This window comes from Brevibacterium sp. K11IcPPYGO002, from assembly GCF_050920635.1.
Taxonomy (GTDB): domain Bacteria; phylum Actinomycetota; class Actinomycetes; order Actinomycetales; family Brevibacteriaceae; genus Brevibacterium.
This window is the reverse complement of sequence record NZ_CP131929.1, coordinates 3,426,795-3,453,407: the sequence shown is the minus strand read 5'-3', so window position 1 is coordinate 3,453,407 and position 26,613 is coordinate 3,426,795. Positions and strand designations below refer to the sequence as shown.

The following is a 26,613-nucleotide window of genomic DNA, read 5'->3' as shown; positions in this document are numbered from 1 at the left end:
GGCCCCTGCGGGCCTTCGGCTCCGGCCCGCCGGCACCTGCGGGCCTTCGGCTCCGGCCCGCCGACCCCTGAGGGCCTTCAGCATCGTGCTGTCAGCCGAACCTCGTCGAATCGGTCGTCTCCAGCCTAGTCCGTCGGGTCAGTGCGTGCGTGAGTGTGGGCCGTATGCGCGGAGACGTGAGGAGCCGCCCGGAGTCAGTCCGTGCGTGGCGGGTCGAAGCGCCTCCTGCGGCCGGGCAGCCCCACCTGACGGGCCCAGATGAGGATCCACACCGCGCCGAGGAGGGCGAGCAGTCCCGGGAAGAGCACCCCGAATCGCAGGGTGGTCACGGTGATGATGAGGGACAGCAGCGTCGGTCCGCCGAGTTTGCCGCCGTTGTTGAAGATCGCCCAGATGCCGAGGAACCGCGGCCGGCCGACGGCGGGGGAGAGGTCCGCCCCGATAGTCATATTCACACCCGCCCCGAGGCCGTTGCCGAAGGCCATGACCGCGGCGGCGATGACCATCCCGGCCAGATCCGGCTTGGCGACCATGATGATGAACCCGGTGCCGAAGATGGACAGACACGCGACGAGGGTCGCGACCCGGCCGAGGTGATCCTTGATGTAGGCACCGAGGAACATGACGATGAGCTCGAGTCCGGCGCCGAAGGCGATGATGAGCGAGATCGAGGACTTGTGCAGCCCGATCTCGACGCCCCACAGCTGGACGACGACCGGCTGGGCGGCTCGGGCCGCCGCCAGTGTGATGATCGTGACGCCGGTGAGGACGACCGATCTCCACCGCAAATCCAATGGCGGCCGACGATCCTTCTTCTTTCCGCGCCGAGGATGGTGGTCGTCTCCGTGTGGGGGATCGTTCGCTGGGGCGGGGTCGGCCGCCTCGGCGGGGTGAGGAACATCGGAGGGGGAGGGATCGTCATCGTCGGCACGTGAGGTCGGGGCCGCCTCGGCGCGGTGGGGATGGCCGTCGAAACCGGGGATCTGCGCGATCGGCAGGGCCATGATCGCGATCGCTGCGACGGCGGTGAGCCCGGAGAAGACGAACACGGACCAGATCGGGAACACGAGCATGAGACCGGCGCCGATCATCGGCCCGACGAGGTTGCCGACCCGCTGCGTGCCGCCGAGCGCGGTCATCGCCTTGGCGAGATCGGCCGGCGGCATCACCTCGGCGACGACGGCCTGCCGGGCCAGGCTCCACACATCGGAGACCGGGCCGAAGACCATCAGCGCGACCGTGTAGACGAGCAGCGAGTACGGCGAATCCCAGATGAAGGCGGCGACGATGGAGCCGAGCACCACGATGGCCGCGCAGGTGGCCACGGTCATCGCCCGGAAATCGCCGAGGCGGTCGATGAGGATCCCGGCCGGCACCGTGGCCATCAGCGACACGGCCCCCATGATGCCGACGATGGCGGCGGCGAAGGCCTGTGTCGACCCCAGCGAGAGCGCGCCGAGCACGAGGATCGGCATGATCGCACCCAGGCCGACGGCGAAGAGGGCGAACGGTACGAGCACCGGCCACAGGATGGGTTTGAGCACGTGACAAGTTTAGTTGAGGTCGCGGCGGGCCGCCCGCCGCGGATGTGCAGGGTTCCCTATCGGTTCGTCGCCGGAAGTGGCACGCTGGAGTCATGGTCTCTCACAGCGTCGTCCCATTTCACAACGTCTTCCCATTTCACAGTGTCGTCCCGCCCTATCTCCTCGATGCGATCGCCGAGCGCGGCACCGAGCGGTTCCCGAGGGCCGCGGCCGCCGCGGCCAGCTGTCGGATGTCCGATGAGAGCTGCCGCAACCTGCGCCTGGCGGGTCTGCGGTACACGCCGCCGGCCGATCTCGGCAAGGACGAAACCGCGCTCGCCGCCCCCGGATCGGCAGGGCTGCAGCGCCTCATCCACGATGCGCAGAACACCGAGGTGCTGCCCGGCGAACTCGTCCGCTCCGAGGGCGAAGAGCCCGTCGGCGACGAACCTGTCAACGAAGCCTATGACGGGCTCGGCGCTTCATATGCGCTGTTCTCCGAGGTGTTCGGGCGCGATTCGCTCGATGGCGCGGGAATGCCGCTCATGGCCAGCGTCCACTACGGCACGGACTACGACAACGCGTTCTTCGACGGCCGCCTCATGGTCTTCGGCGACGGCGACGACGAAGTGTTCACGGGGTTCACCGGTTCGCTGTCGATCATCGGTCACGAACTCTCCCACGGCGTCATCAGCCACACCGCCGACCTCGAATACTTCGACCAGCCGGGAGCACTCAACGAGCACTGCGCCGATGTCTTCGGGGCACTCACCCAGCAGCACGATGCCGGACAGAATGCCGAGGACGCGGACTGGCTCATCGGCGCCGGAATCTTCACACCCGAGGTGACCGGACGTGCCCTACGCTCCATGATCGAACCCGGCACGGCCTATGACGACGACGTCCTCGGCACGGATCCGCAGCCGGCGCATATGAACGACTTCGTCACCACCGACTCCGACAACGGCGGGGTCCACCTCAACTCCGGGATCCCGAACCGCGCCTTCGCGCTCGCCGCCACCGCCGTCGGCGGTCCGGCCTGGGAGAGCGTCGGACAGGTCTGGTACTCCGTCCTCACCGGCTCCGAGATCACGCAGCGCACCGATTTCGCGGAGTTCGCAGAACTCACCATCGCCGAGGCGGCCGACCAGTTCGGCGCCGGATCCGACATCCACGATGCGATCGTCTCCGGGTGGGAAGCCGTGGGCATCTCCCACTCCGGATCGGCGCGCGGAAACCAGGGGAGCAGCTGGTGAACGAGAAGCCTGCGGAGGGCTTCGGGCGTCTGCTCGTCGAACGCTCGGGCGGGATCGGCGGGATGCTGCTCGTCTGGGAAGTCGACATCGACGCGAGCAGTCGGCGCGATGACCTCGGCCCGCGCATCGCCGATCTTCCCTGGTCCGACGGCGGGCAGAGTGATGATGCGCCGCAGTCCACGGGGGCTGACCGTTTCGCCTATCTCATCGAAAGCCGGTTCGGGCGAGTGCGCTTCGGCGAGTCCCAGATGCCGCCGGAATGGAAGCAGCTGGTCGACGAGGTGCGGGACGTCGCCGAACCGCAGAGGCGGCAACCCGGCTGACCCCTATGCTGGAGGTCATGACCGACACCAACTATGACCCGGGCAGCGACGCTCGGACGACGGCCGAGAAGAACGAACGAGACCTCGAAGCCGGGGTCCACACCGACCTCAAGGAGTCGATGACCTACGGGTCGTATCTCGACCTCGACCGGCTCCTGGGCGCCCAGCACCCCGTCAGCAGTCCCGAACATCACGACGAGCTGCTCTTCATCATCCAGCACCAGACCACGGAGCTGTGGTTCAGGCTCGTCATCCACGAGCTCCTGGACGCCCGGCGCCTTATCGCCGACGATGAGCTGCAGACCGCGCTCAAACGCATCGCCCGCGTCAAACACATCCAGAAGACCCTGACCGAGCAGTGGTCGGTGCTCGCCACGCTGACGCCGAGCGAATACGTCGGGTTCCGCGACCAGCTCGGCCGAGCCTCCGGCTTCCAGTCCTGGCAGTACCGGGCCGTGGAATTCCTGCTCGGCAACAAGAACCGCGCCATGCTCCCGGTCTTCGACGGAGAACCTGAGGCACGTGCGGCTCTCGAACAGTACTTGGAGGAGCCGAGCATCTACGACGAGTTCCTCGCCTGTCTGGCCCGGCGCGGACTTCCGGTGCCGCAGCGGCTGCTCGATCGGGACAAGTCGGTCGCCCACACCTTCGACGAGGAACTGTGCGATATCTTCCGCATCATCTACGAGAACCCGCAGAAGTACTGGCAGGAGTACGAGAGCTGCGAAGAGCTCGTCGACCTCGAGGAGAACTTCCAGATCTGGCGCTACCGGCACATGCGCACGGTGCTGCGGATCATCGGCATGAAACGCGGAACGGGCGGCTCGAGCGGAGTCGGATTCCTGCAGAAGGCGCTCGATCTGACGTTCTTCCCCGAACTCTTCGATATCCGCACCGGCATCGAGAACGGGCCGGGCATCAGCCCCAAAGGGGTCTGAACGCCGCCCTTCAGCCGAGCAGCAGGCTCCTCACCTGCGGGAAGAACGGAGAATCGGGGTCGATGACATCGGCATGGTTCGCCCCGGCCAGCTCGGTCAGGGCGGCGGGGAAGACGCGGGAGAACTCGATGTCGACGGTGGCATCGGCATCCCCGTGGATCGAATGCACATCGACGCGTGCCGGGATGCAGACCGCGCGCGAACGCGGATCGTGGCGCAGATACGCCTGCCGATCATCCTCGGGGCGCACCCCCATATAGTCCAACACCGCTCCATCCCCGAGGCCTGCCTCGACTTCCCGCAGCAGATCGGTCACCGGTGCCAGAGGGCGCAGACGGATCCGCGGTCCCTCCTCGGGCAGATGCGAGGCCCAGGCGAGGACGAGGCAGCCACCGGCCGAGTGGCCCGAGACGATCAGATTCTGCCTCGCGTGTTCGCTGACTCCCCAGCGCGGAAGTTCGGCGCACACCGAATCGATGCCCGCGGTGACATCGTCGAGCAGGAGCGGCTGACCGCCGAGTCGTCGATACTCGACGGAGGCGACGAGCACCCCGGACTCGGCCAACGCCCGAGCCAACGGCCGGGCATGGGCCAGGTCGGTGCGGGGCCGGAAGTAGCCTCCGTGGACGAAGACCACCGTCGCCGAGGCGGCCGCCGGGTCACCGAAGACCTCGACGAACTGCTCGGGGGAGTCCCCGTAGACGTGGCGGAAGGACGGCGCCATGGCGGCCCCGGCGGCTGAGAGTTCGGGAATGCGCACGGACTCGACGCTCATCGGTCGGAATCCCGAGGGGCGTTCATCCCGCCGATGCCGGTCTCGTCGGCGCGAGTTCCGCCTGAGTCGGTCAGGTCGGCGGCGTCCGACCGGCCGGCAGCGTCCGCCGCGCCAGGCACGTCGGCCCCACCGGTCCCACGTGCGCGGTCGACCTCGCGCGAGCGTTCGACGAGGTCGCGGACGCGGGTGAGTTCGGGCAGCTTCGGGTCGAGCGTGTCACCGGAGGACTGTCCACGCAGTCGGCGACCGACCCATGGGGCCAGGTACTCACGGGCCCACCGCGACTCCTCGCTCATCACCTCGCGGATCGCCCGCGTCGGACGGGCGGGAACGCCGAAGCCCTTGACCGGCAGGGAGCGGCCGCTCTCCAGGGTGGCCAGAGCCTGCTCGGCGACGAGGTGGTGGCCCTCCGTCGACAGGTGGATGCGGTCATCGGCCCACATCTGCGCGGCATAGAGCGAACGCAGCCCCCACAGATCGACCATATGGCAGCCGTGACGCTGCGCGATCGACCACAGATGCGCGTTGTAGACTCCCACTCGAGGACGCACGGCACGGATGAGCGGGGTGCTGAACTCGGTATCGAAGCCGTTGCACATGAGCACTTCGATGCCGGCCTCACGCAGGGCGATCACAGCGCGTTCGAACTTCGCGGCCAGGGCATCGATATCGGCCTTCGGGCGCAGGCAGTCGTTGCCGCCGGCGCACAGGCTCACGAGGTCCGGCTTCATCTCGAGAACCTGCGGCACCTGGTCATCGACGATGCGGTCGAGCAGCCGACCTCGGATGGCCAGATTGGCATAGGACAGGTCCGGGCTGCCCACCGCGGACTCGGTGAGCATGAGCGCGAGCCGGTCGGTCCACCCGCGGTACCGGTCCTCGACCCGTGGGTCGGGATCCATCAGACCCTCACTGAACGAGTCTCCGATTGCGACGTATGAGGTGATCGGCTCAAGCATCAGGGATCCTTCTCTCTTCGGACGATGCATCCAGACTATACGCCGCGCCGGACACGGACCCGTCCGCCCCCAATTGCTACCTGACGGCGGCTGAGCAACCTCGCGCGAGGTTGCTCGGCCGCCGTCAGGTAGCAATTGGGGAGGGAAGAGGGCGGGAACTCGGCCTGCCGGAGGCCTCCCGTCAACGCGGCGAACGGCCCCGAGGTCACCGTGTCCACACATCGAGTGGCGTAGACTCGAGACCGCACAGACGTCGTCGCCGACCCCCTCGCTAGGAGCAGAATGTATCGCTCAGTCCCGGTCCCCGCAGCCACAGATTTCGTCATCACGAACGCGCGGATCGTGCCCGTGGCAGATGCGTCCGGCAACCGCGCCGAGGCGATCGGATCGGGCACGCTCACGGTCCGGGACGGTCGCATCACCGAGGTGGCTCCCGGCCCCGTCGACACCTCTTCCCTCCCAGCGGACACCGAGGTCATCGATGCCGGCGGACGCTGGGTCCTGCCCGGTTTCATCGAAGCTCACGGTCACCTCGGCGTGCATGAGGACGGCGAGGGCTGGTCCGGTGACGATACGAACGAGATGACCGATCCCAACGGGGCGGGCCTGCGCGCGCTCGACAGCATCGATCCCACCGACCTCGGATTCAAGGATGCGCTGCGCGGGGGTGTCACCTCGGCGCTCATCAAACCCGGTTCCGGCAATCCCATCGGCGGTCGCACCGCCTTCCTCAAGACCTGGGGCCGCATCGTCGACGAGATGCTCGTGACACAGGACCTGTCCGTGAAATCCGCGCTCGGCGAGAACCCGAAACGCGTGTACGGGGAGAAGAAGGTCACCCCGTCGACGAGGATGGGCACCGTCAAGATCATCCGCGACGCCTTCGTCGAGGCGCGGAACTACCAGGCCAAACGCGCCCAGGCGGAAGCCGAGGGCACCCCGTTCGACCGTGACCTGGTCAAGGAGACACTGGCCGACGTCCTCGACGGCAAGCTCGCGTTCGACCAGCACTGCCACCGCGCCGACGACATCGCCACCGCCATCCGGCTGTCCGAGGAATTCGGGTACCGCCTCGTCATCAACCACGGGACCGAAGGCCACAAGATCGCCGACTTCATCGCCGCCAAGGGCATCGACGTCATCCTCGGACCTCTGATGACCTCCCGGTCGAAGGTCGAACTGCGCGACCGCACCCTGGCCACCGCGGCCTCGCTGGCCGAGGCGGGGGTGCGCATCGCGCTGACCACCGACCATCCGGTCATCCCGATCAACTTCCTCATCCACGAAGCCTCCCTCGCGGTGAAGGAAGGCCTCGACCCGGTCGTCGCGATCGAAGCGCTGACGATCAACCCGGCCGCGATCTTCGGCCTCGAGGGCCGCCTCGGCTCCTTGGCCGTGGGCCGCGATGCCGATCTCGTCATCTGGTCGGGAGACCCCCTCGATCTCAACTCCCGCGCCGAGACCGTCTTCGTCTCCGGCCGTCGCGTCTTCGACTATGACGCCGCCTCAGGAACCGCGCACGTCGCCGACCCGCTCGGCCCGACACTCATCAGCGAGCCGTGAGCGACAGAGAACTCGAAGACGCCACCACCGCCGAGGTTCGGGTCGAGGATCCGACCGAGCCGGGTCCTGTCCGCGGCTCGTCCCCGGCTCCGGTCTCCGGCGGCAACCCGGAGGCCGGATCCCAGGCTCTGCGGGAGCTGCTCGAACGCACCCGACTGCAGCGCCTGGCCGAGCTGCGGGAGTCCTCGCCGGAACCCCAGCCCGACGACGTCGCGAAGGCCGCGGCCGCGAAGGCCGCGAAGCCCGAACGCAGCGGCGGACGGTCGAAGCCCCGCACCGACCACCTCGGTGCGTCTCAGCGCATCGCTCAGAGAGTCGCTCGGCGCACCGTCGGCAAACTCGTCTCGGGCACAACGGAGAACACGCAGCCGGTGCCGATCGTCACCGCGCTCAAGGGCACCCCGTACCAGGCGCCCGTGCAGGCGCAGGAGCCGACCGAAGACGAAGCCCGGATGATCCTCGACCTCGCCGCCGATATCGCGGCGATGATGATGCGTGCCGGCGCCGGCACCAGCGATGTCGAGGTCTCCGTCATCGCCGCCTGCACCGCGTGCGGTCTGGCCACCGTCGAGGTCGATCTGACCTCGAACACTCTCGTCGTGCACTATTCGACCTCGGACGGACGTCTGCTGACGGTGATGCGGGTCAACCGCGGTGAGTCCACGCATTTCGCGAAGCTCGCCTCGGTGCACAAGCTCGTCACCGACCTCGTCGACGGACGGTTGGAGTTCCATGAGGCACGCAGCCGTCTCGACGCGATACGGACGCAGCGGCGACCGTTTCCCGAATGGTTCACCACCGGTGCCTGGGGCTTCATGGTCGGTGCCCTCGTCCTGCTCCTCGGGGGAGGCCCTGTCGCGATTCCCCTGGGTATCACGATGGCGATCGTCGTGTTCCAGTTCGGCAAACTGCTCGGGCGCACCCACCTGCCGTCGTTCTTCATCACGGCGCTGCAGGCCGCCTCGGCGACCCTCATCGCCACCATCGCCGGCGATGTCGGCATCATCGCCTCACCGCAGTACCTCGTGGCAGCCGGCATCGTCCTGCTGCTGCCGACGCAGTCGCTGTATTCGGCGGTTCAAGACGCGCTGACGAACTTCCCGCTGACCGCAGCCGGGCGGGTGGTCGGAGTGTTCATGACTCTGGCCGGCATCGTCTCCGGCATCGCCCTGGGAATCGTCTGCGGTCAGGCCATCGGGCTCAGCCATATCGAAGTGCTCGTGCCGAAGACGAGTCCGCATGTGGTCACGGCGATCCTGTCGATGGTCGCAGCGGCCGTGGTGTCGATGTCCGGGGCAGTGGCCATGTCGGCCAGACGCCGATTCATCCTTCCCGCCGCGCTGGTCGGACTCGCTTCGCACATCACGATGATGTCGCTGACGCTGTTGGACATCGACAATGTGCTCGCCAGTCTGCTGGCGGCCACCGTCACCGGTTTCCTGTCGCGGCCTCTGGCGCTGCGACTGGGAGCGCCGGCGATCGTGCTCATGATCCCCGGCATCTACACCCTGCTGCAGGGTTTGTCGATCTTCACCGCCGTCTATCAGATCGCATCGGAGTCGGAGAACGTCTCCTTCGCTGTGGGTCTGTCCTCGCTGTTCACCGCGATCCTGGCGAATGCGGCACTCGCAGTCGGTGCCGTGCTCGGCAGCTATCTGGCGCTGCCGCTGAAGAATCTCAAGAGTCAGAGTTCGGCCGAGGAGAAGGTCGAGGAGGTGCGCAGCGGCGAGCCCGCGACCGCAGTCATCGACTCGGTGCAGCCGGGAGGGGCGAAGACCCAGTCGAGTGGGCCCGGAGGAGTGAGGGCCCAATCGGGTGAGCCCGGAGGTTCGGGAGCCTCAGACGCGACCGAGACCGGCCCGATTCAGATCTGATCGGCAGCCAGATGCGACCCGGACTCACGTCTGCTTCGGGCTCAGGCCCGATTCGGACTCAGTTCAGATCCGGCAGAGCCCATTCGATCGGGTCGATGCCCTTCTGGGCGAGCAATTCGTTCGTGCGCGAGAACGGGCGGGAGCCGAGGAATCCTCGGCGGGCCGACAGAGGCGAGGGATGCGCGGATTCGATGATGGCCACCTCGGCGGTTCCCGAGGTCAGCAGGGGAGCGAGGTTCCTGGCATCGCGGCCCCAGAGGATGGCGACGAGCGGCTGATCGCGTTCGATCAGCGCAGTGATCGCTCGTTCCGTGATCTCCTCCCACCCTTTGCCGCGGTGGGATGCGGGTTCGCCTGGGGAGACGGTGAGAGCACGGTTGAGCAGCATGACTCCCTGGCGTGACCAGGCGCGCAGGTCTCCGTGCTGGGCCGGCGGAATGCCGAGGTCGGATTCGAGCTCCTGATAGATGTTGCCCAGCGACCGCGGCAGGGGGCGGACATCGGGGTCGACGGCGAATGACAGTCCGATGGCGTGGCCGGGCGTCGGGTAGGGGTCCTGACCGACGATGAGGACCTTGACCTCGGACAGCGGCTCGGCGAAGGCGCGGAAGATGAAATCCCCGGAGGGCAGGTAGGCGCGGTCGGCGGCGATCTCGTCGCGGAGGAAGTCGCCCATCGAGTGGATCCGCTCCTCCACTCCGGCCAGGGCGCTCGCCCAATCGGGGGACATGATCTCGGTCAGCGGAGGCGTCGACGTCATGGGCACGAGTGTAGCGATGCCAGGCCGCAGGAGTCGCGCTGGGACGACAGAGCCGCCTCGGGGAAGGCCGATGATAACGTCAGCGCCGCCTCGGCGAAGGCGCTGCGCGCATGTGCACCGAGCGCAGATCGGGTGTGCGCGATCGCCTATCGAACGGGTGTATTGCCGCCCAGTGCCACGCGTTATGCTCGGCCTAAGGAGTTCATCGTTGAACGAAAGGACCGAAATGTCGGAATTCCCAGAGGCCAAGAACTGGAAGATGCTCATCGGCGGTCAGTGGGTCGACGCCGCTGACGGCGACACCACCGATGTCATCACCCCGATCGACCGCAACGTCGTCATCGCCAGGGTGCCCAACGGCAAGGAGGCCGATGCCGACCGCGCCGTCCAGGCCGCGCGGAAAGCCTTCCCCGAGTGGGCGGCCCTGCCGTTCAAGGAACGCCAGAAGAAGCTTCTGGCCTGCGCCGATGCTCTCGACGCCGCCTCGGAGGAGCTCGCCCAGCTGACTGCTCTCGACACCGGCAACGCGATCCGCACCCAGGCTCGCCCTGAGACGATCACGCTCGCCGACCTGTTCCGCTACATGGGCGGGGTCGCCGGTGAGGTCAAGGGCAACACCCTGCCCGCCGGAGACAAGCAGCTGCAGTACACCAAGCGCGTGCCGCTGGGCGTCGTCGCCGGCATCCTGCCGTGGAACTCGCCGTTGATGATCGCCGCCTTCAAGACGCCTGCCGCGATCGCCGCGGGCAACACGATCGTCCTCAAATGCGCCGAGGATGCTCCGCTGACGATCCTCAAGATGGCCGAGATCATCGCCGACATCCTGCCTGCCGGCGTGCTCAACGTCGTCACCGGCAAGGGGTCGGTCATCGGTGAGGCCCTCAACGTCCACCCGGACGTCGACAAGGTCTCGTTCACCGGATCGACGAGCGTCGGCCGGCACGTCGCCGAGGTGGCCGGCGGCCGTCTCGCGCATTCGTCGATGGAGCTCGGCGGCAAGTCCCCGAACATCATCTTCCCGGACTCGAACGACGACGACACCCTCGAGCAGGTGCTGCTCTCGACCCGCTTCGCCCGACAGGGGCAGTCGTGCACGATGGGTTCGCGACTGTTCCTCCACGAGGACATCTACGATGACTTCCTGGCCAAGCTCGTCGACGCGGTGTCGAAGATGAAGGTCGGCGACCCCCGCGATGAGTCCACCGACATCGGCTGCATCATCAACGAGAAGCAGTTCGACCAGGTCGCCAGCTACATCGAGATGGGCAAGTCGATGGACGGCGTCGAGATCGCCTATGACGGCTCCGATTCGCTGACGGTCGGCGAGCCCGGCTTCTACCACGCACCCGTGATCTTCTCGAAGGCGAAGAACGACTGGCAGACCAGCCGTGAAGAGATCTTCGGCCCCGTCCTCTCGGTCATCCCGTGGAAGGACATCGACGAGGTCATCGACATGGCCAACGACTCCGACTTCGGTCTCGCGGCCTTCGTCTTCACCAAGGACGTCGACGCGGCCCTGACCATGGCCAACCGGATCGAATCCGGCTGGGTCCAGGTCAACCAGGGCGGCGGTCAGCTGGCCGGACAGTCCTACGGCGGCATGAAGACCTCCGGTTTCGGACGCGAGGCATCGCTGGAGGGTATGCTCGAGGGCTTCACCCAGATCAAGCAGGTCAACATCCGCATCCGCTGATCGGATCCGCCGAGGCGGGCCTGTCCTCGCGGTCGGATACGGGGTCGGTCCGATCCTCGAGATCGGGTCACTCGGTTCGCCGAGGCGGCCCCGCCTCGGCGAAGGTCGTTCCCCTCACCCCGTCGTCACGGTCACCGATCCGGTGTCATGCGGCGGGGTGATGCGGTTGACTCGGCGCTGACGTGGGCCGTTCGGGGACCGACCTCACATCCGCGGCGGCGCGCCGGAAATTTCGGTACCGTCGATCGGGCGATAATATAGAAGCACAGACACCTCTCGAAGGAGCACAACCTCTATGCCGCCGAATGACGACACCTCAGAACTGAGCGAGCTCGAGGTGGCCGTTTTGGAATTCGAGCGGCGGTGGTGGAAATACGGTGGCGCCAAGGATCACGCGATCCGTGAGCGCTTCGACATGTCCGCCACCAGCTACTTCCAGATACTGAACTCGCTTCTCGACAACCCTGCAGCACTGGCCAGCGACCCCATGCTGGTCAAGCGCCTTCGCCGAATCCGCAGCACGCGGCAGAGCGAACGCGCCCAAGCCCGCGTCTCGAGGTAGACATGACCGACGAATTCGACGAGATCGAGCCCGGCCGGCGCAGCGGTGCCCATCGACAGGAATCCGCGGCGTCGTCGAACATCGGTGCCATCTCGCTGGTCATCATCCTCGCCCTGGTCGCGGTCCTGCTGGTCGTGGCCGCCATCAACATCATCTTCTCCTCGATGGGCAACCCCGAATCGAAGATCGCCGATCCTCCGGCTTCCGAATCAACATCGGCCGAACCCTCGCCGAGCGAGAGCGAAGTCAGCGTCGCAGACGACTCGATCACCGTCGACGTCCTCAACGGCTCCGGCGTCTCCGGCGCTGCGAAGAAGTTCTCCGAGGCGGTCGAAGAGAAGGGCTGGAAGCTCGGCCAGGTCGGCAACTACTCGACGAATCTCACGGATTCGACGGTGTACTACAACGGCGAAGAGAACGCCTCGCAGGCCAAGCTCGTCGCCAAGTCGCTGGGAGTCTCGGCCACGGAGGCCTCGTCCGACTTCGAAGCCGATATCACCGTCGTCATCTGTTCGGACATCGCCGACCGCGGACCCGAGCCCAGCGAAGGCGGGGACTCGGAGTGACCCGACGCGATTCGGTCGCGCGGCAATGAGACTGCGTCGGCTGGATCGGTTCGGTCTCGATCGCCTCGGCGATGGGGGTATGAGACGGGGACGCCTCGGTCGCGGTTGGGCATAGGGCGGTCGGCCGTCTCGGCGAATTCCTGACCGAACGGTCTGATTCCATTCTTAGCGATCCCCGCTGTGAACAGGGCAGAAACCCTTAGATAACGAATCTATAACAGTGCTGAACCGCTCTAGGTGGGATGCGCGCCTGCGGTAGAGTTGCAACAGCTAGGCAAGCACAGCACCTTGTGTTCTATTCGTGCTTCACCGAGATAATTCTCTAGAGGTCAATGAGAGAAGTCGCGGGGTCAGTTGAGTTTTACTAGCTTCCGTATCTCAGGTGGGGTCATCTGACCGCGGCTGCGATGCGGGATTTCAATGGCACTGCACTGTATGGAGAAGTAATGGCACAAGGTACCGTCAAGTGGTTCAACGCTGAAAAGGGCTATGGTTTCATCACCCTCGAAGGCGACAACCAGGACGTGTTCGTTCACTGGAGCGCAATCCAGATGGACGGCTACCGCTCTCTCGAAGAGGGCCAGCAGGTTCAGTTCGAAGTAGGAGAAGGACAAAAGGGTCCTCAGGCGGAGTCCGTCACCCTCCTCTGAGACTGGCTGCTGTCAGCACAGTTTTCTGATCCGCTGCGGCGGGTGGTCGGAACGGCTTTCGGGCCAACCGGCACCAACCGCACGGGGGAAGCGCCGAGCAGGCAACTGCTCGGCGCTTTTCAGTGCCCGCGGCTTCGAAATTCATATGCGCCGCTCAAGATCACCTCGTATGAATCTTGAAGCCGTTCATGCGAACTGCTCGGGGCTGCAGGGCGTTTCGCGCTGGGCCGAAATGACCTCTTCGCCTTCCTCCGGCGCCCAGAACTCGTGGCTCGCACCTTCCCATGCCCGTCATGGCCCGTCTTGGCGGGCAATGAATATTTGCACTCGCATGGGGAGAGTGCTAAATCTAGTACTGGTGAAAACCGATGGGTTCCCACCAGTCGTCTCGAGAGCGTGGTCCATATGTGGAATGGAACATGCGGACACACTCTCTGCCGTCGCGGGCGCTGACGACTGCTCTGGATTCCCACTCCACTCCATCAGGGAGGATCTAAGCCGCTATGGCAAAGATGATTGCATTCGACGAAGAAGCTCGTCGAGGACTCGAAGCTGGCCTCAACCAGCTTGCGGACGCGGTCAAGGTGACCCTTGGACCCCGCGGTCGCAACGTCGTGCTCGAAAAGCAGTGGGGCGCACCGACCATCACCAATGATGGCGTCTCCATTGCCAAGGAGATCGAACTCGAGGACCCCTACGAGAAGATCGGCGCTGAGCTCGTCAAGGAAGTCGCCAAGAAGACCGACGACGTCGCAGGCGACGGAACCACCACCGCTACCGTGCTCGCACAGGCTCTCGTCCGCGAAGGCCTGCGCAACGTGGCAGCCGGTGCTGATCCGCTCAGCCTCAAGCGCGGCATCGAGAAGGCCGTTGAGGCCGTCACGAACGTCCTGCTGAACAACGCCATCGACATCGAGACCAAGGAACAGATCGCCGCCACCGCAGGCATCTCCGCCGGAGATCCCGCCATCGGTGAACTGATCGCCGAGGCCATCGACAAGGTCGGTAAGGAAGGCGTCGTCACCGTCGAGGAGTCCAACACCTTCGGGCTCGAACTCGAACTGACCGAGGGTATGCGCTTCGACAAGGGCTACATCTCCGGTTACTTCGTCACCGACACCGATCGCCAGGAAGCTGTCCTTGAGGATCCCTACATCCTCATCGTCAACTCCAAGATCTCGAACGTGAAGGACCTGCTGCCCGTCCTCGAGAAGGTTCAGCAGTCCAACAAGCCGCTGTTCATCATCGCCGAAGACGTCGAGGGCGAAGCCCTGGCCGTCCTGGTGCTGAACAAGCTCAAGGGCACCTTCAAGTCCGTGGCCGTCAAGGCTCCGGGCTTCGGTGACCGTCGCAAGGCTCAGCTCGCCGACATCGCCATCCTCACCGGTGGCCAGGTCGTGTCCGAGGAAGTCGGGCTCAAGCTCGACAGCGTGACCACCGACCTGCTGGGCACCGCCCGCAAGGTCGTCATCACGAAGGACGAGACCACCATCGTCGAGGGTGCAGGAGACGCCGAGGAGATCGCCGGACGGGTCGCTCAGATCCGCGCCGAGATCGAGAACTCGGACTCCGACTACGACCGTGAGAAGCTGCAGGAACGTCTGGCCAAGCTAGCCGGCGGTGTTGCAGTCATCAAGGCCGGAGCCGCCACCGAGGTTGAGCTCAAGGAAACCAAGCACCGCATCGAAGATGCCGTGCGCAACGCCAAGGCTGCTGTGGAAGAGGGAATCGTCGCCGGTGGCGGCGTCTCGCTCATCCAGGCGGGCAAGGCCGCTTTCGCGGACCTCGCACTCTCCGGAGACGAGGCCACCGGTGCCAACATCGTCAAGGTTGCCATCGAAGCCCCGCTCAAGCAGATCGCCACGAACGCCGGCCTCGAAGCCGGTGTGGTTGCCGACAAGGTCGCGAACCTCGAAGCCGGATTCGGTCTCAACGCCGCAACCGGTGAGTACGAGGATCTGCTGGCTGCCGGCATCAACGACCCGGTCAAGGTGACCCGCTCTGCCCTGCAGAACGCCGCCTCGATCGCCGGTCTGTTCCTCACCACCGAGTCGGTCGTCGCCGACAAGCCCGAAAAGGCCGCCGCAGGTGCAGACGCAGCTGCCGGCATGGACGGCATGGGTGGAATGGGCGGCATGGGCTTCTGATAGCCACCGCTCGTTCGATCGGCCGTGCCGGTGCCCACAAGGGTGCCGGCACGGCCGTTTTCGTGCTCGGACTCCTGGGCCCCGGCCCGACGGTCAGATCGTTCACGCGGACGTGACCGCTCGTCGTGAGTCGGCGACCGTCATCGCCGAGGATACCCACCGACCCGTTGTTCAGAATCCTCCGCCCGCATAGGCTGTCGGTATGACCTTCACCGGCACCGATGCCTGCGGAAACAGTCCGAAGAACGTCTTCGTCGCAACGTTCGAAGAGAATCTCTTCAACGGCGACCGAGACGCGCTGACCGAGGGGATAGCCGACGACTGCGTCCTCCAGATCGTCCACCCCTCCGAGGTCGAGACCCACACCGGTCGGGGAGCCGTCGTCGAGGCGCTGCTGAAACTGTCCGCTCATTCGCCGGAGGTCGGCCACCTCGAGGCGGCGATCACCCACGGCAAGGCCGCAGCGGCGTGGGGATACTGGCAGGCCGAGGCGGACGGCGACGACCTGCGGCACTTCTCGCACACCATGTGGTTCACCACGCACAAGGCGCAGGACTTCGGGCAGCTCCGGATCTTCCAGGTCTGAGCCGGAAGATCAGGGCCCGTCCAGCCTGAGCCAATTCAGAAGGGAACCGACCTGCAGTCGTCAGCGCTCAGTCCCAGGGGTTGTCGCGGCGATGACGGCGCTGCCCCCGGCCCCGGTCCCTCTCATCGCGGCGGGAGATCTGCCCGGGAGAGTACGGCGGATGAGACGGATGCGGCGGCTGCAGGCCCGTACCGAAGTCGGCTTCGTAATCTCGCTCGGGAGGTTCGCCCTGGTCGAGCTGTCGTTGGGCCTCGGCGTCGCCGAGGTGCGCCCGGGCTCGACGGGTGAGCTCCTTCTTCCGATTGCGGATGATCTCGTCCTTGTGCGCGATGCGCCCCAACCCGCCGAACAGCATGGGCACGATGACGAAGATCGGCCAGAAGAAGATGAACTCACCGCGCGCGATCGACGTGAACGCCCAGATCGCCAGCACGATTCCGACCGGACCCGCGACGGCTCCGAGCAGTGACTGGCGCACCCGATCTCGGTAGTACTTCTGTGCCGCAGCATCGATCTGCTCCGGCGTGATCGGCACCCGATCTTCCGCGAGTCGCGCCAGTGCCTGCGCGCGCCCCTCATCATCGAGACGGCCCGGTTCGACGTCGGCGGGGTCGGCAAGGACGAGGTCGTCGATCAGCGCTGGGATCTCACCGAGCGTTTTGATCGCCGCGGCCGCCTCGGTGCGTTCATCGAATTCGTCCACGTCGAGCTGACCGAGGGCATAGCCTTCAGAGAGGACATCACTGACGACCGCGCGATCGGCATCCGAGGCCCGGACCTGCCCATACGATCGCGGATCTGCGCTGAACCTCGACCAGAGGGGACTGGCGTTCATGGTGAATACTCTAACCCCGCGGTCAGCGGTGAGCCTGAGGATCAGCCGGGAATCGGGCTGGACTAGACTCGACCGCGTGGAACCCGTCGTCGTGCTCATCCTCTTCGCCGTGTTCCTCGGCGCATTGTCCCAGCGCGTCACCGGGATGGGATTCGGCCTGGTCAGCGGTCCATTCCTCGTCCTCCTCCTCGATCCGTTCAGCGGCGTCATCCTCGTCAACATCTGCGGAATCGTCGCCTCATTCTCCGTCTTCGTCCGCACCTTCGCCGAGGCGGAATGGCCGCCGTTCCGACATCTTGCCTTGGGCGCGGTGATCGGCACCGTCCCCGGCGCGCTTCTCTCGTCATCGATGCCGACCCCACCGCTGCAGATCCTCATCGGCGCACTCATCATCGTCTCCCTCATCAGCTCGCTGACCTTGGGAAGGCTGGGCCGATCAATCCCCGCGAACCTCGGCACACGGATGACGGCCGGGCTCTTCTCCGGGGCGATGTCGGCCGCAGCCGGCGCCGGGGGACCGGCGGTAAGCGCCTACGCAGTGCTGACGAATTGGGAACAGCGGTCGTTCGCGGCCACTCTGCAGCCCTTCCTCGTCGTCGGAACCGCCTCGGCGGTGGTGATGAAGGTGATCGTCGACGGAGGAGCCTGGCCGCATCTGGAGTTCGGAGTCTGGATCGGGCTCGGACTCGTCCTCGTGGCAGGCCTTGTCGGCGGTGATCGGCTGGCCCGTCACATCGACGTCGGCGTCGCGCGGATCGGGATGCTCGTCCTCGCCTTCGGCGGCGGAATCGCGGCCTTGGTCAAGGGCCTCCTGTCGCTCGTCTGAGGCGATCGCGCACGGCGCGAGCGACGGTGCCGCATGCCCGGTGCGAACCGGATGTTGATCGCCTGCGGGTGAGTCGTCTTCGATGGTCTGGAACTGAGCTGTCGTCGATGGCCCGGGACTGAGCAGATGTGGGGCACAGGCTCAGACGCCTGTCAGTTTCATCGGGCATACTGTTCGAGGACAAAGCTAGCCTGGGAGGCATGGATCGTGACTGAAGTATTTCTGTTGCTGCTCGTAGTTCTCGGGGCCGTCTTCTTCATCGGCCACCGCAAGGAGAAGAAGCGGCAGCAGGAATTGCACGCCGCCGAACTTCAGCAGGTGAAGAAGACCGCTGAAGAGGACGTCACCTCATTCGGCGAAGAAGTCGCCGAACTCGACGTCATCACCGCGGGAGTCGACCTCGACACGGGCGGAGCGCAGGACTACAAGCAGGCGCTCGACTCGTACGACGTGGCCAAGGAGACGCTCGAGAAGGTCTCCGAACCCGCTGACATCCGCCACGTCACCGAGGCGCTCGAAGACGGCCGTTACGCCGCCAAGTGCGTTCGCGCCCGGGTCGAAGGCAAACCCCTGCCGGTGCGTCGTCCGCCCTGCTTCTTCAACCCCCAGCACGGACCCTCGGTCGAAGACATCGACTGGGCTCCGGCCGGCGGTCAGCTGCGCCCGGTTCCCGTGTGCGCCGCCGATGCCGAACGCGTCGCCGTCGGTGCAGATCCGCTGGTGCGCAAGGTCGTCACCGGAGACGGACACACTCGTCGCGCCTACTGGGAGGCCGGACCGGCCTACGCCGAATACAACCGCGGCTATTTCAACTCCTATGCCGGTTCCGGCCTGCTGCCCGGCGTCCTCATGGGTGCCATGATGTTCGGCGGTATGGGCGGCGGCTGGGACGGTGCCTACGGAGGCGATATGGGCGACGCCGGTGGAGACGCAGGTGGAGACATCGGCGGCGACGGCGGTGGCTTCTTCGGAGGTGACGGCGGCGACGGCGGCGGCCTGTTCGACGGATTCGGAGACCTGTTCTGATGGACACGATCGAGATCCGCGGCGAGTCGATCAGACTCGGCCAGCTGCTCAAACTCCACGGAATCGCCGAACACGGCGCCATGGCCAAGGACATGATCGCCGACGGCGAGGTCAGCGTCAACGGCGAGGTCGAGACTCGCCGTGGTGCCACGATCCGTCCGGGCGACCGCATCGAGGCCCTCGGCGAAGTCATCGAGGTGGCCGCCGAAGAAGGCTGACAGCCTCAGATACGAGTGGAGGGCGTCCCCGCGGGGACGCCCTCCATCCGTCTGTCCGGACTGAACTGCCCTCTGTTCCGACTGAACTGCTTTCTGTTCGGTGTCTGAACTGCCTACTGCAGCTCGGGAGCACCCGGGGTGTCGTTCATGCCCGGGGCGTCCCACAGCGCCGACCAGTTCGACGTGTCCTCCTCGAACGGCAGCTCGCCGGAGAGAACGCCCTTGACCTGGATCTCCAGGGGGTTGTCCCGCTGCTTCGGTCCTGACTGCACGAACGGGTAGAAGGTTCCGCGCTTGTACTGATAGACCAACGCCATCCGACGCCCATCGGGATGGACGAAGTACACGGTCGTGCACAGCAGCATCGTGTCGAAACCCTGATTGACCAGAGCCGAGTTCACGGCGTGGATGTTCGTGACGAGGTTGACCACCTCGGCGTTCCCATCGGCCACGACCTGCCAGGTGAACCCGAAGCCGTCGTTCTCCTGCCGCACCGAGGCGGCCGGGTCGGAACCGATGAGGGCGACGCTTTCGGACTCGGCGGACTGGAACGCGGCACCCTCGACCTGGCGGAACGCGACGGCTCCGACGCCCGTGGGAGTGAAGCCGGTCGCCGCCTGCAGCGTCAGAGCCGCCGGCGGCAGGGCGAAGAGGTCGTCGAGGTTGGCCCGTTTCGGCTTGGACCGGCCGAGCAGTGCGTCGAAGAATCCCATGGAGCTCCTAATTCGGTGGTGCGCAGTTCAAAGGGTGCGGTGGGTGCTCACTCTGGCCGGGAGAGCTGGGCGGAGATCTTCGCCAGCTGATCCAGGCGCTTCTCGAGCGAGGGGTGGGTGGAGAAGAGCTGGCCGAATGCGGCCTTTCCGCTGATGGCGGGGATGAGAGCCAGGTGATTCGCCGAGGCGGACGACCGCAGGTCCTTCTCCGGGATCTTGGCCATGTCCCCGCTCAGCTTCGTCAGCGCCGAGGCCAGGGTCGACGGTGCGCCGGTGAGGATGGCTGCGGCACGGTCGGCGGCCAGTTCACGATATCGCGACAGCGCGCGGATGAGGACGAACGAGAGCCCGTAGACGACGGCTCCGACGAGGATGAACAGCAGCTGGATCGGAATGCCGTTGTTATTGTTGTTCGACCGTCCGAAGCTCATGTAGTACCCGGCGCGCATCATCAGCGCGGCAACGACTCCGGTGACGCCGGCGACGGTCATCACGGTCACGTCCCGGTGAGCAACGTGGGAGAGCTCGTGGGCGAGGACGACCTCGACCTCATCGCGGTCGAGCTTCTCGAGCAGACCACGGGTCACGCACACCACCGAGCGCTCGGGGGAACGACCGGTGGCGAAGGCATTGGGGATCGGAGAATTCGAGACGGCCACGCGGGGTTTCGGCGCATCGGCCAGCTGGCAGAGCCGGTCGACGATCGTATGCAGCTCCGGAGCCTCCTCGGGGGAGACCTCCCGGCCGCCCATCGCACGCATGGCGATCTTGTCGGAGAAGTACCACTGGAAGAAGAACGCGCCGGCGCTGATGAGGACGGCGACGATGACTCCTCCGACGCTCTGCCCGATGATCCACCAGATCGCGAGGATGAGCACGACATAGATGAGGCCGTTGAGGAAGATCGTCCATCCCATCCGCATGGTCAGTCCGTTGTCTTTGACGAAGCGATTCTTCATCGTGGTTCCTCTCTGGCAGTGGCAGAACCGGCCCACTGTCGAAGACAATGGGCCGGGTGCATTTCGGTACTCTGTGGTTTCAGGCCGGGTCCGGGATGAAACCCTCGCCGGTGAGCAGTTCGGCGATCTCGGCCAGGGTGGCGTCGGCGAACGGAATGACGACATCGGAGGACCCGAGGTAGTCATCGGCGACCGGCTGGCCGTTGGCCGTGACGTAGTCGTGCAGGGACGTCAGCGCGGTCCGCACTGCTTCCTCGTCTCCGGCATTGACGGCGTCTTCGACCTGGTTGTCGTATTTCTGCAGCAGATCCTGGTCGACGTCGGCGACGTCGAACTGACCTTCGCCCATGATGCGGATGATCATTGCTGATCCTCACCTTCGAGCGACTTCTGGTCCTTCGCCTCGGAGCCGGCAGGCAGGGACTCGCGCATCCGCTGGAGTTCCATCTCGACATCATTTTCGCTGGAGAGGGAGTCGAGCTGGGCGGTGATGTCGTCCTTCTGGGTTCCCGTGACATCGTCGAGGGCCCCTGAGGCGAGAAGCTCGTCGACGGCCCCGGCGCGCGCCTGCAGATTCGCGGTCTTGTCCTCGGCGCGCTGGACGGCGAGTCCGACGTCGCCGAGCTCTTCCGAGATGCCCGAGAACGCCTCGCCGATCTTGGACTGTGCGTCGGCGGCGTTGTACGTGGCCTTCAGCGTCTCCTTCTTCGTCCGGAAGGCGTCGACCTTGGCCTGCAGGCGCTGCGAAGCGAGGGTGAGCTTCTGCTCCTCACCCTGCAGTCCTTCGTGCTGGGTCTGCAGGTCGGTGATCTGCTGGGTCAGTCCGGACTTGCGGGTCAGAGCCTCACGGGCGAGGTCCTCACGACCGATCTGCATGGCCTTCTCGGCCTGACCGGAGAGCTTGTTCTGCTGCTGTTCGAGCTGGTTGATCTGCAGCTCGAGGCGCTTGCGGCTGGTGGCGACATCGGCAACACCACGACGGACCTTCTGCAGCAGCTCCAACTGCTTCTGGTACGAATAGTCAAGGGTTTCGTTGGGGTTCTCGGCCTTGTCCAGAGCTTTGTTGGCCTTGGCACCGAAGATCGTCGCGATCCGTTGGAAGATACTCATCCGTAGTCGACTCCTGCATTGGTTTGACCCGACGCTGCCAACCCGATTCACCCCGGTCCGGAGATTCTTGGCCAACACCGCCGCGAACTATCGTTCTCAAGTCTACTGAGAAAGGCTGATAGTTTGCCAGACGCCGACTACGAGAACGGACAGATCCCGGCCGTGGTATCTCGGGGGATACGCGACCGGGGCCTGTGACCCTCGGCGGGTGGGACTCGATCGGCTCAGGGGGCGAAGAGCCGCGAGTTCGCCGCCTCGACTTCGGAGTACTGCCGGGCGGCCGTGTGGAGTGCACCGTGGACGGAGTTGAGCGATTCCATGAGCTGCTTCTGCGCGCGCTCCCACTGGTTGACCACGGCCTGGAAGTTCTGTGCCGCGCTGCCGCGCCAGCATTCCTGGAGGGCGAGCAGATTGCGCATCATCGTGTCGGATTCGGACACGAGATTGCGGGAGGTGTTCGCAGCGGCGGTGGCGGCGGACTGGACGCGTTCGGCGTCGACTTCGAAACTCATCATCACTCCTCTTGGTCAAGATCGACCCGCCACGGTCGGGCGAGACGACTTCAGTGTCGACGCCCGGGGCAGAAGAGCGGAAGGGCACGGAAAGAGGGTGTGGACAGCGTTCGGCTGTCCACACCCTCCAGGTGGCGCAGTCACGACCGGATCCCCAGGCAATGACGCGCGAGTCGTTGACTCGGGAATACGCTGACGCGCGAGTGTGCTGATGCCTGGGTCGCCGACGCGTGGGTCGCCGACGTGTCAGCCGCGCACCTACTGCAGCACGAGCGTGACGTCGAGCTTCTGTTCCTTCCCTCCGCGGACCACGGTGACTTCGACCGGGGTGTTCACCGGCTGCGCGCGGACGAGGGCGCGCAGGGCGATGGCGTTGTTCACCTTGGTTCCGGCCACCTCGACGATGTCGTCTCCGTCCTTGATTCCGGCCTTGGACGCCGGGGATCCGCCGGCCACGGACTGCACCTTGGCGCTGCCGCGGCTGATCCCGCCGCTGTTGATGTGCCCGTCGGTGAGGGTGATGCCGAGGAACGGATGCTGGGCCTTGCCGGAGGAGATGAGCTGATCGGCGATCATCACGGCCTGGTTCGCAGGGATCGCGAACCCGATGCCGATCGATCCGGACTGTCCTCCCTCGCCCTGACTCAGCGATGCCGCCGCCGAGTTCACGCCGATGAACTCGCCATCGCCGTTGACCAGCGGTCCACCCGAGTTGCCGGGGTTGATCGCCGCATCCGTCTGGATGGCGTTCGTGATCGTCATCTCCTTCTCCTGTGAGGTCGCATCCTCGCCGATGTTCTCCGTCGACACCGGGCGGTCGAGCGCGGAGACGATGCCGGTGGTCACGGAGTCGGCCAGGCCGAGGGGGTTGCCCAGGGCCATCACCGGGTCGCCCACGCTCAGCTTCTTCGAATCGCCGATGACCAGCGGTTTCACACCGTCCGGGACCTGCTCGAGCTTGATGATGGCGATATCGGTCGAGGGATCGCGGCCGACGATCTTCGCCTCGGTCGTCTCACCGTTCTTCATGGTCACGGCGATCTCGCCGTCGGGGGTGTCCGCCGGTGCGACGACGTGGTTGTTCGTGATGACGTGGCCCTGATCGTCGTACAACGCGCCTGAACCGAGTCCCTGGACCTGACCGCCTGTGCCGACCTGGATCGACATCACACTGTCCGAGGTCTTCTCGGCGACCTGCGTCCAGTCCGGGGTCTCGATCGTCTCCTCGGCGACCTTGCGCGGCTCATCATGCTGCAGTGACGAGAGCGCATAGTTCCCGCCGAATGCGAGAGCCCCACCGAGGAGGGCGGCCACCAGGCCGATCGCGATCGTCGCACCCCAACCGGGTCCCTTCTTCTCTCGCCGAGGCGGCTGCTGAGCTCCGTACGGACTGAACCCGTCCGGTCCGCCCTGCCCGCCAGGCCCACCAGATCCGACTGGCCCACCGGGTCCTGCCGGTCCTCCCGGTCCGGGCTGTGAACCGACGGCCGCGAATTCCGAAGAATAGGGACCCGGCACGGGCGCCGCGGAATAGGAGTTCGAACCGGTCGGCTGCCCCGGAATGTTCTGCTGGCCGGGACCGTTCTGCTGCCCCGGATACGACTGGGATCCACCGTGCTGGCCCGGATACGGTTGGGAGCCACCGTCTTGGCCCGGATACGGTTGGGAACCGTCCTGCTGAGGCTGACCGTACGCGGAGTGGTGCTGAGGCTGAATCGGCTGGACATTCTGCTGACCCGGCTGCGACTGGTCGCCGAAATTGCCCTGCGCGCTCTGATGCCCTTGGTAACCCGGCTGACCTGTCTGCTGTTGGCTGCCCGGCTGATACGGAGAGGACTGCTGCCCGTTCGGTGGATACGGCGACGGCTGCTGGGGCCGTCCCTGCTGTCCCGGCTGGCCCGTCTGACCGATTGGCTGGCCGGGCTGTTGCCCGCTGGTCTGCCCGCCCTGCTGCCTACCGGGCTGGGAGGGGGAGGACGGCTGGGAGGGAGAGCCGCCTCGGTGAGGGGAACCGTCCACAGGGTTCTGCGCATGAGTCGGCGACACATCGGGGCGCCGCTCGGGAGGTGCCACCGGTGGACTGACCCGGGCAGGGCCGTTGGACTGAGAGGGGAATGTGCGCGGAACCTCGGCACCGGACCCGCGGTAGCCCCCGGCCGACGGGCTGCGACGCCCCTCGGCGGCGGAACCGCTGTCCGGACTCACCGACGGGCGCTGAGTCTGATCGTCCGATCGGGCGCTGCGGGACACCTCATCCGGATTCTGGGAGTCGTTGTTCTCGTTCATCGCTCGTCCTTTCGTGTGTCCGCAGTGGTTTCGCCGTTGTCGGAGATGGGCAGGTCGATGCGGAACGTCGCACCGCCGCCCGGAGTTTCGTGGACGGAGATCGCACCATGGTGGTTCTCCACGATCGCCTTGACGATCGACAGCCCGAGCCCCGAACCGCCGGTGTCCCTGGTCCGGGACACGTCGAGACGGTAGAAGCGCTCGAAGATGCGCGGAACCACCTCGGGGTCGATTCCGTCGCCATGATCCCTGACCTCGAAGCGAACCCGGCCATTGGGGAATCCTCGCAGCGACTCATCGACCGTGATCGACCCGGCCGCAGTGACATCGGGGACGATGTTGGCCGCCTCGGAGCTGTCGGCCCGATCCTTCGACTGCTGGTCGGGTTCCGGACCGGTCGGCAGGTCCGTCTGCGCTGTGCCCTGTGCGTCTGCCTGCTCCTCGGGCTGAGGCCCGGTCTGGGGGGTGGGCTGGGTGTCGGCTTGATCGTTTCCGGCAGAGTCGCCTCGGCGGAATATCCGGACCCCACCGGTGACGAACCCGCGCTCACGCGGTTTGTCCTTCGCGCCGTTCTTCCCACCGTTTCGACCGTTGTGACCTCGCGCGCCGCCCTCACGGATCTCGCCGGTGTCCGCAGAGTCCGGGTCGACCTGCTCGGGGAGACCGACGACGCCGACGGCGAATTCGATCGCGGTGTGCTCAGGCGTGTGGCGCACGGCATTGCCGGCGAGGTTGACGATGACCTGGCGGATCTTCGACTCGGAACCGCGGATCATCGGCACCGGCTGAGCATCCTCACCATCGAGTCCGATGAAGCTGATATCGCGGTCCGGGGCCTGTGCCGCAGCATCGGCGGCGGCATCGCGGACGACCTTGTGGAGGTCGATCGGACCGATCTCGGCGGCACGCTGCTCGTCGAGGCGGGCGAGGACGACGAGATCGTCGACGAGGACACCCATGCGCTTGGCCTCGGACTCCATCCGCTCCATCGCGTTGGCGATGTCATCGGACTTCGTGATCGCACCCTGTCGGTACAGCTCCGCATATCCGCGGATCGTGACCAGGGGAGTGCGCAGCTCGTGGGAGGCATCGGAGACGAACTGGCGGATGCGCTTCTCCGACCGGGTCTGCCCGTCGAAGGAGTCCTCGATGCGTCCGAGCATCGTGTTCAGCGCCGCCGACAGACGCCCGAGCTCCGTATTGCGCGGATAGCTGGGCACACGTTGGGACAGGTCGCCGGCGGCGATGCGGGATGCGGTCTTCTCGATATCGCGCAGCGGTCGGAACGTGTTGTTGATCGCCCAATAGCCGACTCCGGCGACCATCGCCAGGGCCAGCAGGCCGATGCCGATCATCGTGTTCCGCGCCCGTTCGTTGATGTTGTCGACCTCGCGGTCGAAGGGCACCGCGATGGACACGAGCACGTCGGTGTTCTTCACCTTCATCGCCCGCGCCCGCCACTGCGAACTCGTTCCGGCGACGGTGAAGGGCTCGCCGCCGCGGGAATAGACTTCCTTCTCATCGATCTTCGGCAGGATCGGATGGTTCTGCGGCTCCGGAGCGACGGGGTCGCGGATCGGATCCCCGTTCGTGTCGTAGAACTGCACATAGAACCCTCCCGGCAGCAGGCTCTTGAGCTGATCCCAGGAATTCGAATCGATCGTCGTCGACGACGGCGCCTCCTCGGCGTCATCGTCCCCGGACTGGAGTTCGGCCGGTTGGAACACATCTTGGTAGGCCTGCTTCGCCAGGGTCTCCGAGGCGCTGATGAGTCGCTCATCGGTGCGCTGGACGAGGCTGTCGCGCAGGTTCTCCAACACCCACGCGCTCGTCCCCGTGAGGACGAGCAGCATGAGCAGCATCATGATGGCCAGCAGCTTGGTGGTCAGAGACCATTCTTCCCAGAAGCCGGGACGGGAGGGACGGGATTCTATCGGCACGTATGTAATCTAT

At 65.8% G+C, this 26,613-nt stretch carries 26 protein-coding genes; 14 read left to right on the top strand and 12 right to left on the bottom strand.

Annotated features, from left to right (window positions below; all coding sequences use genetic code 11):
* Positions 1-194: 194 nt before the first annotated feature.
* Entirely contained in the window at positions 195-1,544 is a 1,350-nt protein-coding gene (locus QYM46_RS15905) for an MFS transporter (protein WP_432789745.1), read from the bottom strand.
* A 92-nt stretch (positions 1,545-1,636) separates the two neighbouring features.
* Here QYM46_RS15905 and QYM46_RS15900 point away from each other — a divergent pair, with 92 nt between their 5' ends.
* Genes QYM46_RS15900 through QYM46_RS15890 form a run of 3 tightly spaced genes read left to right on the top strand, consistent with a single transcriptional unit; the run spans position 1,637 to position 4,040 of the window.
* Entirely contained in the window at positions 1,637-2,779 is a 1,143-nt protein-coding gene (locus tag QYM46_RS15900) for a M4 family metallopeptidase (RefSeq protein WP_432789744.1), read from the top strand.
* Positions 2,776-3,102: a protealysin inhibitor emfourin gene (locus tag QYM46_RS15895; RefSeq protein WP_169253217.1), complete on the top strand. Its 327-nt coding sequence runs from the start codon at positions 2,776-2,778 to the stop codon at positions 3,100-3,102. The genes QYM46_RS15900 and QYM46_RS15895 overlap by 4 nt, the downstream gene beginning before the upstream one ends.
* Before the next feature lie 17 nt (positions 3,103-3,119).
* Complete coding sequence (locus tag QYM46_RS15890) at positions 3,120-4,040, top strand: tryptophan 2,3-dioxygenase (RefSeq protein WP_432789743.1); 921 nt, start codon at positions 3,120-3,122, stop codon at positions 4,038-4,040.
* Positions 4,041-4,050: 10 nt separating this feature from the next.
* Here QYM46_RS15890 and QYM46_RS15885 read toward each other — a convergent pair whose 3' ends face one another.
* Both QYM46_RS15885 and QYM46_RS15880 read right to left on the bottom strand, forming a co-directional pair.
* Positions 4,051-4,815 (bottom strand): alpha/beta hydrolase, encoded by a 765-nt coding sequence (locus QYM46_RS15885; protein ID WP_432789742.1) that lies wholly within the window; start codon positions 4,813-4,815, stop codon positions 4,051-4,053.
* The gene (locus tag QYM46_RS15880; protein ID WP_432789741.1) at positions 4,812-5,774 is read right to left on the bottom strand and encodes an SGNH/GDSL hydrolase family protein; all 963 of its coding nucleotides are present in this window, start codon (positions 5,772-5,774) and stop codon (positions 4,812-4,814) included. Before QYM46_RS15880 ends, QYM46_RS15885 begins: the two co-directional genes overlap by 4 nt.
* Positions 5,775-6,056: 282 nt before the next feature.
* On the opposite strand from QYM46_RS15880, the gene QYM46_RS15875 reads away from it, so the two are divergent.
* Together QYM46_RS15875 and QYM46_RS15870 are read left to right on the top strand one after the other, a co-directional pair.
* Positions 6,057-7,337 (top strand): amidohydrolase, encoded by a 1,281-nt coding sequence (locus QYM46_RS15875; protein WP_432789740.1) that lies wholly within the window; start codon positions 6,057-6,059, stop codon positions 7,335-7,337.
* Positions 7,334-9,211 (top strand): threonine/serine ThrE exporter family protein, encoded by a 1,878-nt coding sequence (locus QYM46_RS15870; protein ID WP_432789739.1) that lies wholly within the window; start codon positions 7,334-7,336, stop codon positions 9,209-9,211. The genes QYM46_RS15875 and QYM46_RS15870 overlap by 4 nt, the downstream gene beginning before the upstream one ends.
* A 58-nt stretch (positions 9,212-9,269) precedes the next feature.
* Here the strand turns inward: QYM46_RS15870 and QYM46_RS15865 are convergent, their stop codons facing one another.
* Positions 9,270-9,971, bottom strand: coding sequence for a uracil-DNA glycosylase (locus QYM46_RS15865; protein WP_432789738.1), 702 nt, complete (start codon positions 9,969-9,971; stop codon positions 9,270-9,272).
* Positions 9,972-10,197: 226 nt separating this feature from the next.
* On the opposite strand from QYM46_RS15865, the gene QYM46_RS15860 reads away from it, so the two are divergent.
* The 6 genes from QYM46_RS15860 (at position 10,198) to QYM46_RS15835 (ending at position 16,175) form a co-directional block, all read left to right on the top strand.
* Positions 10,198-11,664, top strand: coding sequence for an aldehyde dehydrogenase family protein (locus tag QYM46_RS15860; RefSeq protein ID WP_432789737.1), 1,467 nt, complete (start codon positions 10,198-10,200; stop codon positions 11,662-11,664).
* Positions 11,665-11,959: 295 nt separating this feature from the next.
* Positions 11,960-12,226, top strand: a complete 267-nt coding sequence (locus tag QYM46_RS15855; protein ID WP_025780444.1) for a DUF3263 domain-containing protein — start codon at positions 11,960-11,962, stop codon at positions 12,224-12,226.
* Positions 12,227-12,228: 2 nt separating this feature from the next.
* Complete coding sequence (locus QYM46_RS15850; protein WP_169253209.1) at positions 12,229-12,792, top strand: LytR C-terminal domain-containing protein; 564 nt, start codon at positions 12,229-12,231, stop codon at positions 12,790-12,792.
* A gap of 446 nt (positions 12,793-13,238) precedes the next feature.
* Positions 13,239-13,442 (top strand): cold-shock protein, encoded by a 204-nt coding sequence (locus QYM46_RS15845; RefSeq protein ID WP_025780447.1) that lies wholly within the window; start codon positions 13,239-13,241, stop codon positions 13,440-13,442.
* Positions 13,443-13,945: 503 nt separating this feature from the next.
* Positions 13,946-15,589: a chaperonin GroEL gene (groL, locus tag QYM46_RS15840; protein ID WP_169253208.1), complete on the top strand. Its 1,644-nt coding sequence runs from the start codon at positions 13,946-13,948 to the stop codon at positions 15,587-15,589.
* A gap of 202 nt (positions 15,590-15,791) precedes the next feature.
* Positions 15,792-16,175, top strand: coding sequence for a hypothetical protein (locus tag QYM46_RS15835; RefSeq protein ID WP_432789736.1), 384 nt, complete (start codon positions 15,792-15,794; stop codon positions 16,173-16,175).
* Positions 16,176-16,242: 67 nt separating this feature from the next.
* Here QYM46_RS15835 and QYM46_RS15830 read toward each other — a convergent pair whose 3' ends face one another.
* Positions 16,243-17,010 (bottom strand): DUF1707 SHOCT-like domain-containing protein, encoded by a 768-nt coding sequence (locus QYM46_RS15830; protein ID WP_432789735.1) that lies wholly within the window; start codon positions 17,008-17,010, stop codon positions 16,243-16,245.
* 76 nt (positions 17,011-17,086) lie between these two features.
* Between QYM46_RS15830 and QYM46_RS15825 the strand changes: the two genes are divergently transcribed.
* The 3 genes from QYM46_RS15825 (at position 17,087) to QYM46_RS15815 (ending at position 19,080) form a co-directional block, all read left to right on the top strand.
* Entirely contained in the window at positions 17,087-17,836 is a 750-nt protein-coding gene (locus tag QYM46_RS15825; protein WP_432789734.1) for a TSUP family transporter, read from the top strand.
* Positions 17,837-18,043: 207 nt separating this feature from the next.
* A complete protein-coding gene (locus tag QYM46_RS15820; RefSeq protein ID WP_432789733.1) occupies positions 18,044-18,862 on the top strand; it encodes a hypothetical protein in 819 nt (272 codons plus the stop codon).
* Positions 18,862-19,080, top strand: coding sequence for an RNA-binding S4 domain-containing protein (locus QYM46_RS15815; RefSeq protein WP_025780455.1), 219 nt, complete (start codon positions 18,862-18,864; stop codon positions 19,078-19,080). The genes QYM46_RS15820 and QYM46_RS15815 overlap by 1 nt, the downstream gene beginning before the upstream one ends.
* A 113-nt stretch (positions 19,081-19,193) precedes the next feature.
* Here QYM46_RS15815 and pspAB read toward each other — a convergent pair whose 3' ends face one another.
* From pspAB to QYM46_RS15780, 7 genes are all read right to left on the bottom strand, one after another.
* Complete coding sequence (gene pspAB / locus QYM46_RS15810) at positions 19,194-19,793, bottom strand: PspA-associated protein PspAB (protein WP_169253201.1); 600 nt, start codon at positions 19,791-19,793, stop codon at positions 19,194-19,196.
* A 47-nt stretch (positions 19,794-19,840) separates the two neighbouring features.
* The gene (htpX, locus tag QYM46_RS15805; RefSeq protein ID WP_169253200.1) at positions 19,841-20,752 is read right to left on the bottom strand and encodes a zinc metalloprotease HtpX; all 912 of its coding nucleotides are present in this window, start codon (positions 20,750-20,752) and stop codon (positions 19,841-19,843) included.
* A gap of 79 nt (positions 20,753-20,831) precedes the next feature.
* Entirely contained in the window at positions 20,832-21,116 is a 285-nt protein-coding gene (pspAA, locus tag QYM46_RS15800; RefSeq protein WP_025780459.1) for a PspA-associated protein PspAA, read from the bottom strand.
* Positions 21,113-21,862, bottom strand: a complete 750-nt coding sequence (locus tag QYM46_RS15795) for a PspA/IM30 family protein (protein WP_025780460.1) — start codon at positions 21,860-21,862, stop codon at positions 21,113-21,115. The genes pspAA and QYM46_RS15795 overlap by 4 nt, the downstream gene beginning before the upstream one ends.
* Positions 21,863-22,086: 224 nt before the next feature.
* Positions 22,087-22,374 (bottom strand): WXG100 family type VII secretion target, encoded by a 288-nt coding sequence (locus QYM46_RS15790; RefSeq protein WP_035321190.1) that lies wholly within the window; start codon positions 22,372-22,374, stop codon positions 22,087-22,089.
* A gap of 258 nt (positions 22,375-22,632) precedes the next feature.
* Positions 22,633-24,660, bottom strand: a complete 2,028-nt coding sequence (locus tag QYM46_RS15785; protein ID WP_432789732.1) for a trypsin-like peptidase domain-containing protein — start codon at positions 24,658-24,660, stop codon at positions 22,633-22,635.
* Positions 24,657-26,600: a sensor histidine kinase gene (locus QYM46_RS15780; RefSeq protein WP_432789731.1), complete on the bottom strand. Its 1,944-nt coding sequence runs from the start codon at positions 26,598-26,600 to the stop codon at positions 24,657-24,659. Before QYM46_RS15780 ends, QYM46_RS15785 begins: the two co-directional genes overlap by 4 nt.
* Between the last annotated feature and the right edge of the window lie 13 nt (positions 26,601-26,613).

Coding starts and splice junctions, on each gene's coding strand:
- QYM46_RS15900 (WP_432789744.1), top strand. CDS start 1,637: ATGGTCTCTCACAGCGTCGTCCCATTTCACAACGTCTTCCCATTTCAC.
- QYM46_RS15890 (WP_432789743.1), top strand. CDS start 3,120: ATGACCGACACCAACTATGACCCGGGCAGCGACGCTCGGACGACGGCC.
- QYM46_RS15885 (WP_432789742.1), bottom strand. CDS start 4,815: ATGAGCGTCGAGTCCGTGCGCATTCCCGAACTCTCAGCCGCCGGGGCC.
- QYM46_RS15880 (WP_432789741.1), bottom strand. CDS start 5,774: ATGCTTGAGCCGATCACCTCATACGTCGCAATCGGAGACTCGTTCAGT.
- QYM46_RS15875 (WP_432789740.1), top strand. CDS start 6,057: ATGTATCGCTCAGTCCCGGTCCCCGCAGCCACAGATTTCGTCATCACG.
- QYM46_RS15865 (WP_432789738.1), bottom strand. CDS start 9,971: ATGACGTCGACGCCTCCGCTGACCGAGATCATGTCCCCCGATTGGGCG.
- QYM46_RS15860 (WP_432789737.1), top strand. CDS start 10,198: ATGTCGGAATTCCCAGAGGCCAAGAACTGGAAGATGCTCATCGGCGGT.
- QYM46_RS15855 (WP_025780444.1), top strand. CDS start 11,960: ATGCCGCCGAATGACGACACCTCAGAACTGAGCGAGCTCGAGGTGGCC.
- QYM46_RS15850 (WP_169253209.1), top strand. CDS start 12,229: ATGACCGACGAATTCGACGAGATCGAGCCCGGCCGGCGCAGCGGTGCC.
- QYM46_RS15845 (WP_025780447.1), top strand. CDS start 13,239: ATGGCACAAGGTACCGTCAAGTGGTTCAACGCTGAAAAGGGCTATGGT.
- groL (WP_169253208.1), top strand. CDS start 13,946: ATGGCAAAGATGATTGCATTCGACGAAGAAGCTCGTCGAGGACTCGAA.
- QYM46_RS15835 (WP_432789736.1), top strand. CDS start 15,792: ATGACCTTCACCGGCACCGATGCCTGCGGAAACAGTCCGAAGAACGTC.
- QYM46_RS15830 (WP_432789735.1), bottom strand. CDS start 17,010: ATGAACGCCAGTCCCCTCTGGTCGAGGTTCAGCGCAGATCCGCGATCG.
- QYM46_RS15815 (WP_025780455.1), top strand. CDS start 18,862: ATGGACACGATCGAGATCCGCGGCGAGTCGATCAGACTCGGCCAGCTG.
- pspAB (WP_169253201.1), bottom strand. CDS start 19,793: ATGGGATTCTTCGACGCACTGCTCGGCCGGTCCAAGCCGAAACGGGCC.
- htpX (WP_169253200.1), bottom strand. CDS start 20,752: ATGAAGAATCGCTTCGTCAAAGACAACGGACTGACCATGCGGATGGGA.
- pspAA (WP_025780459.1), bottom strand. CDS start 21,116: ATGATCATCCGCATCATGGGCGAAGGTCAGTTCGACGTCGCCGACGTC.
- QYM46_RS15795 (WP_025780460.1), bottom strand. CDS start 21,862: ATGAGTATCTTCCAACGGATCGCGACGATCTTCGGTGCCAAGGCCAAC.
- QYM46_RS15790 (WP_035321190.1), bottom strand. CDS start 22,374: ATGAGTTTCGAAGTCGACGCCGAACGCGTCCAGTCCGCCGCCACCGCC.
- QYM46_RS15785 (WP_432789732.1), bottom strand. CDS start 24,660: ATGAACGAGAACAACGACTCCCAGAATCCGGATGAGGTGTCCCGCAGC.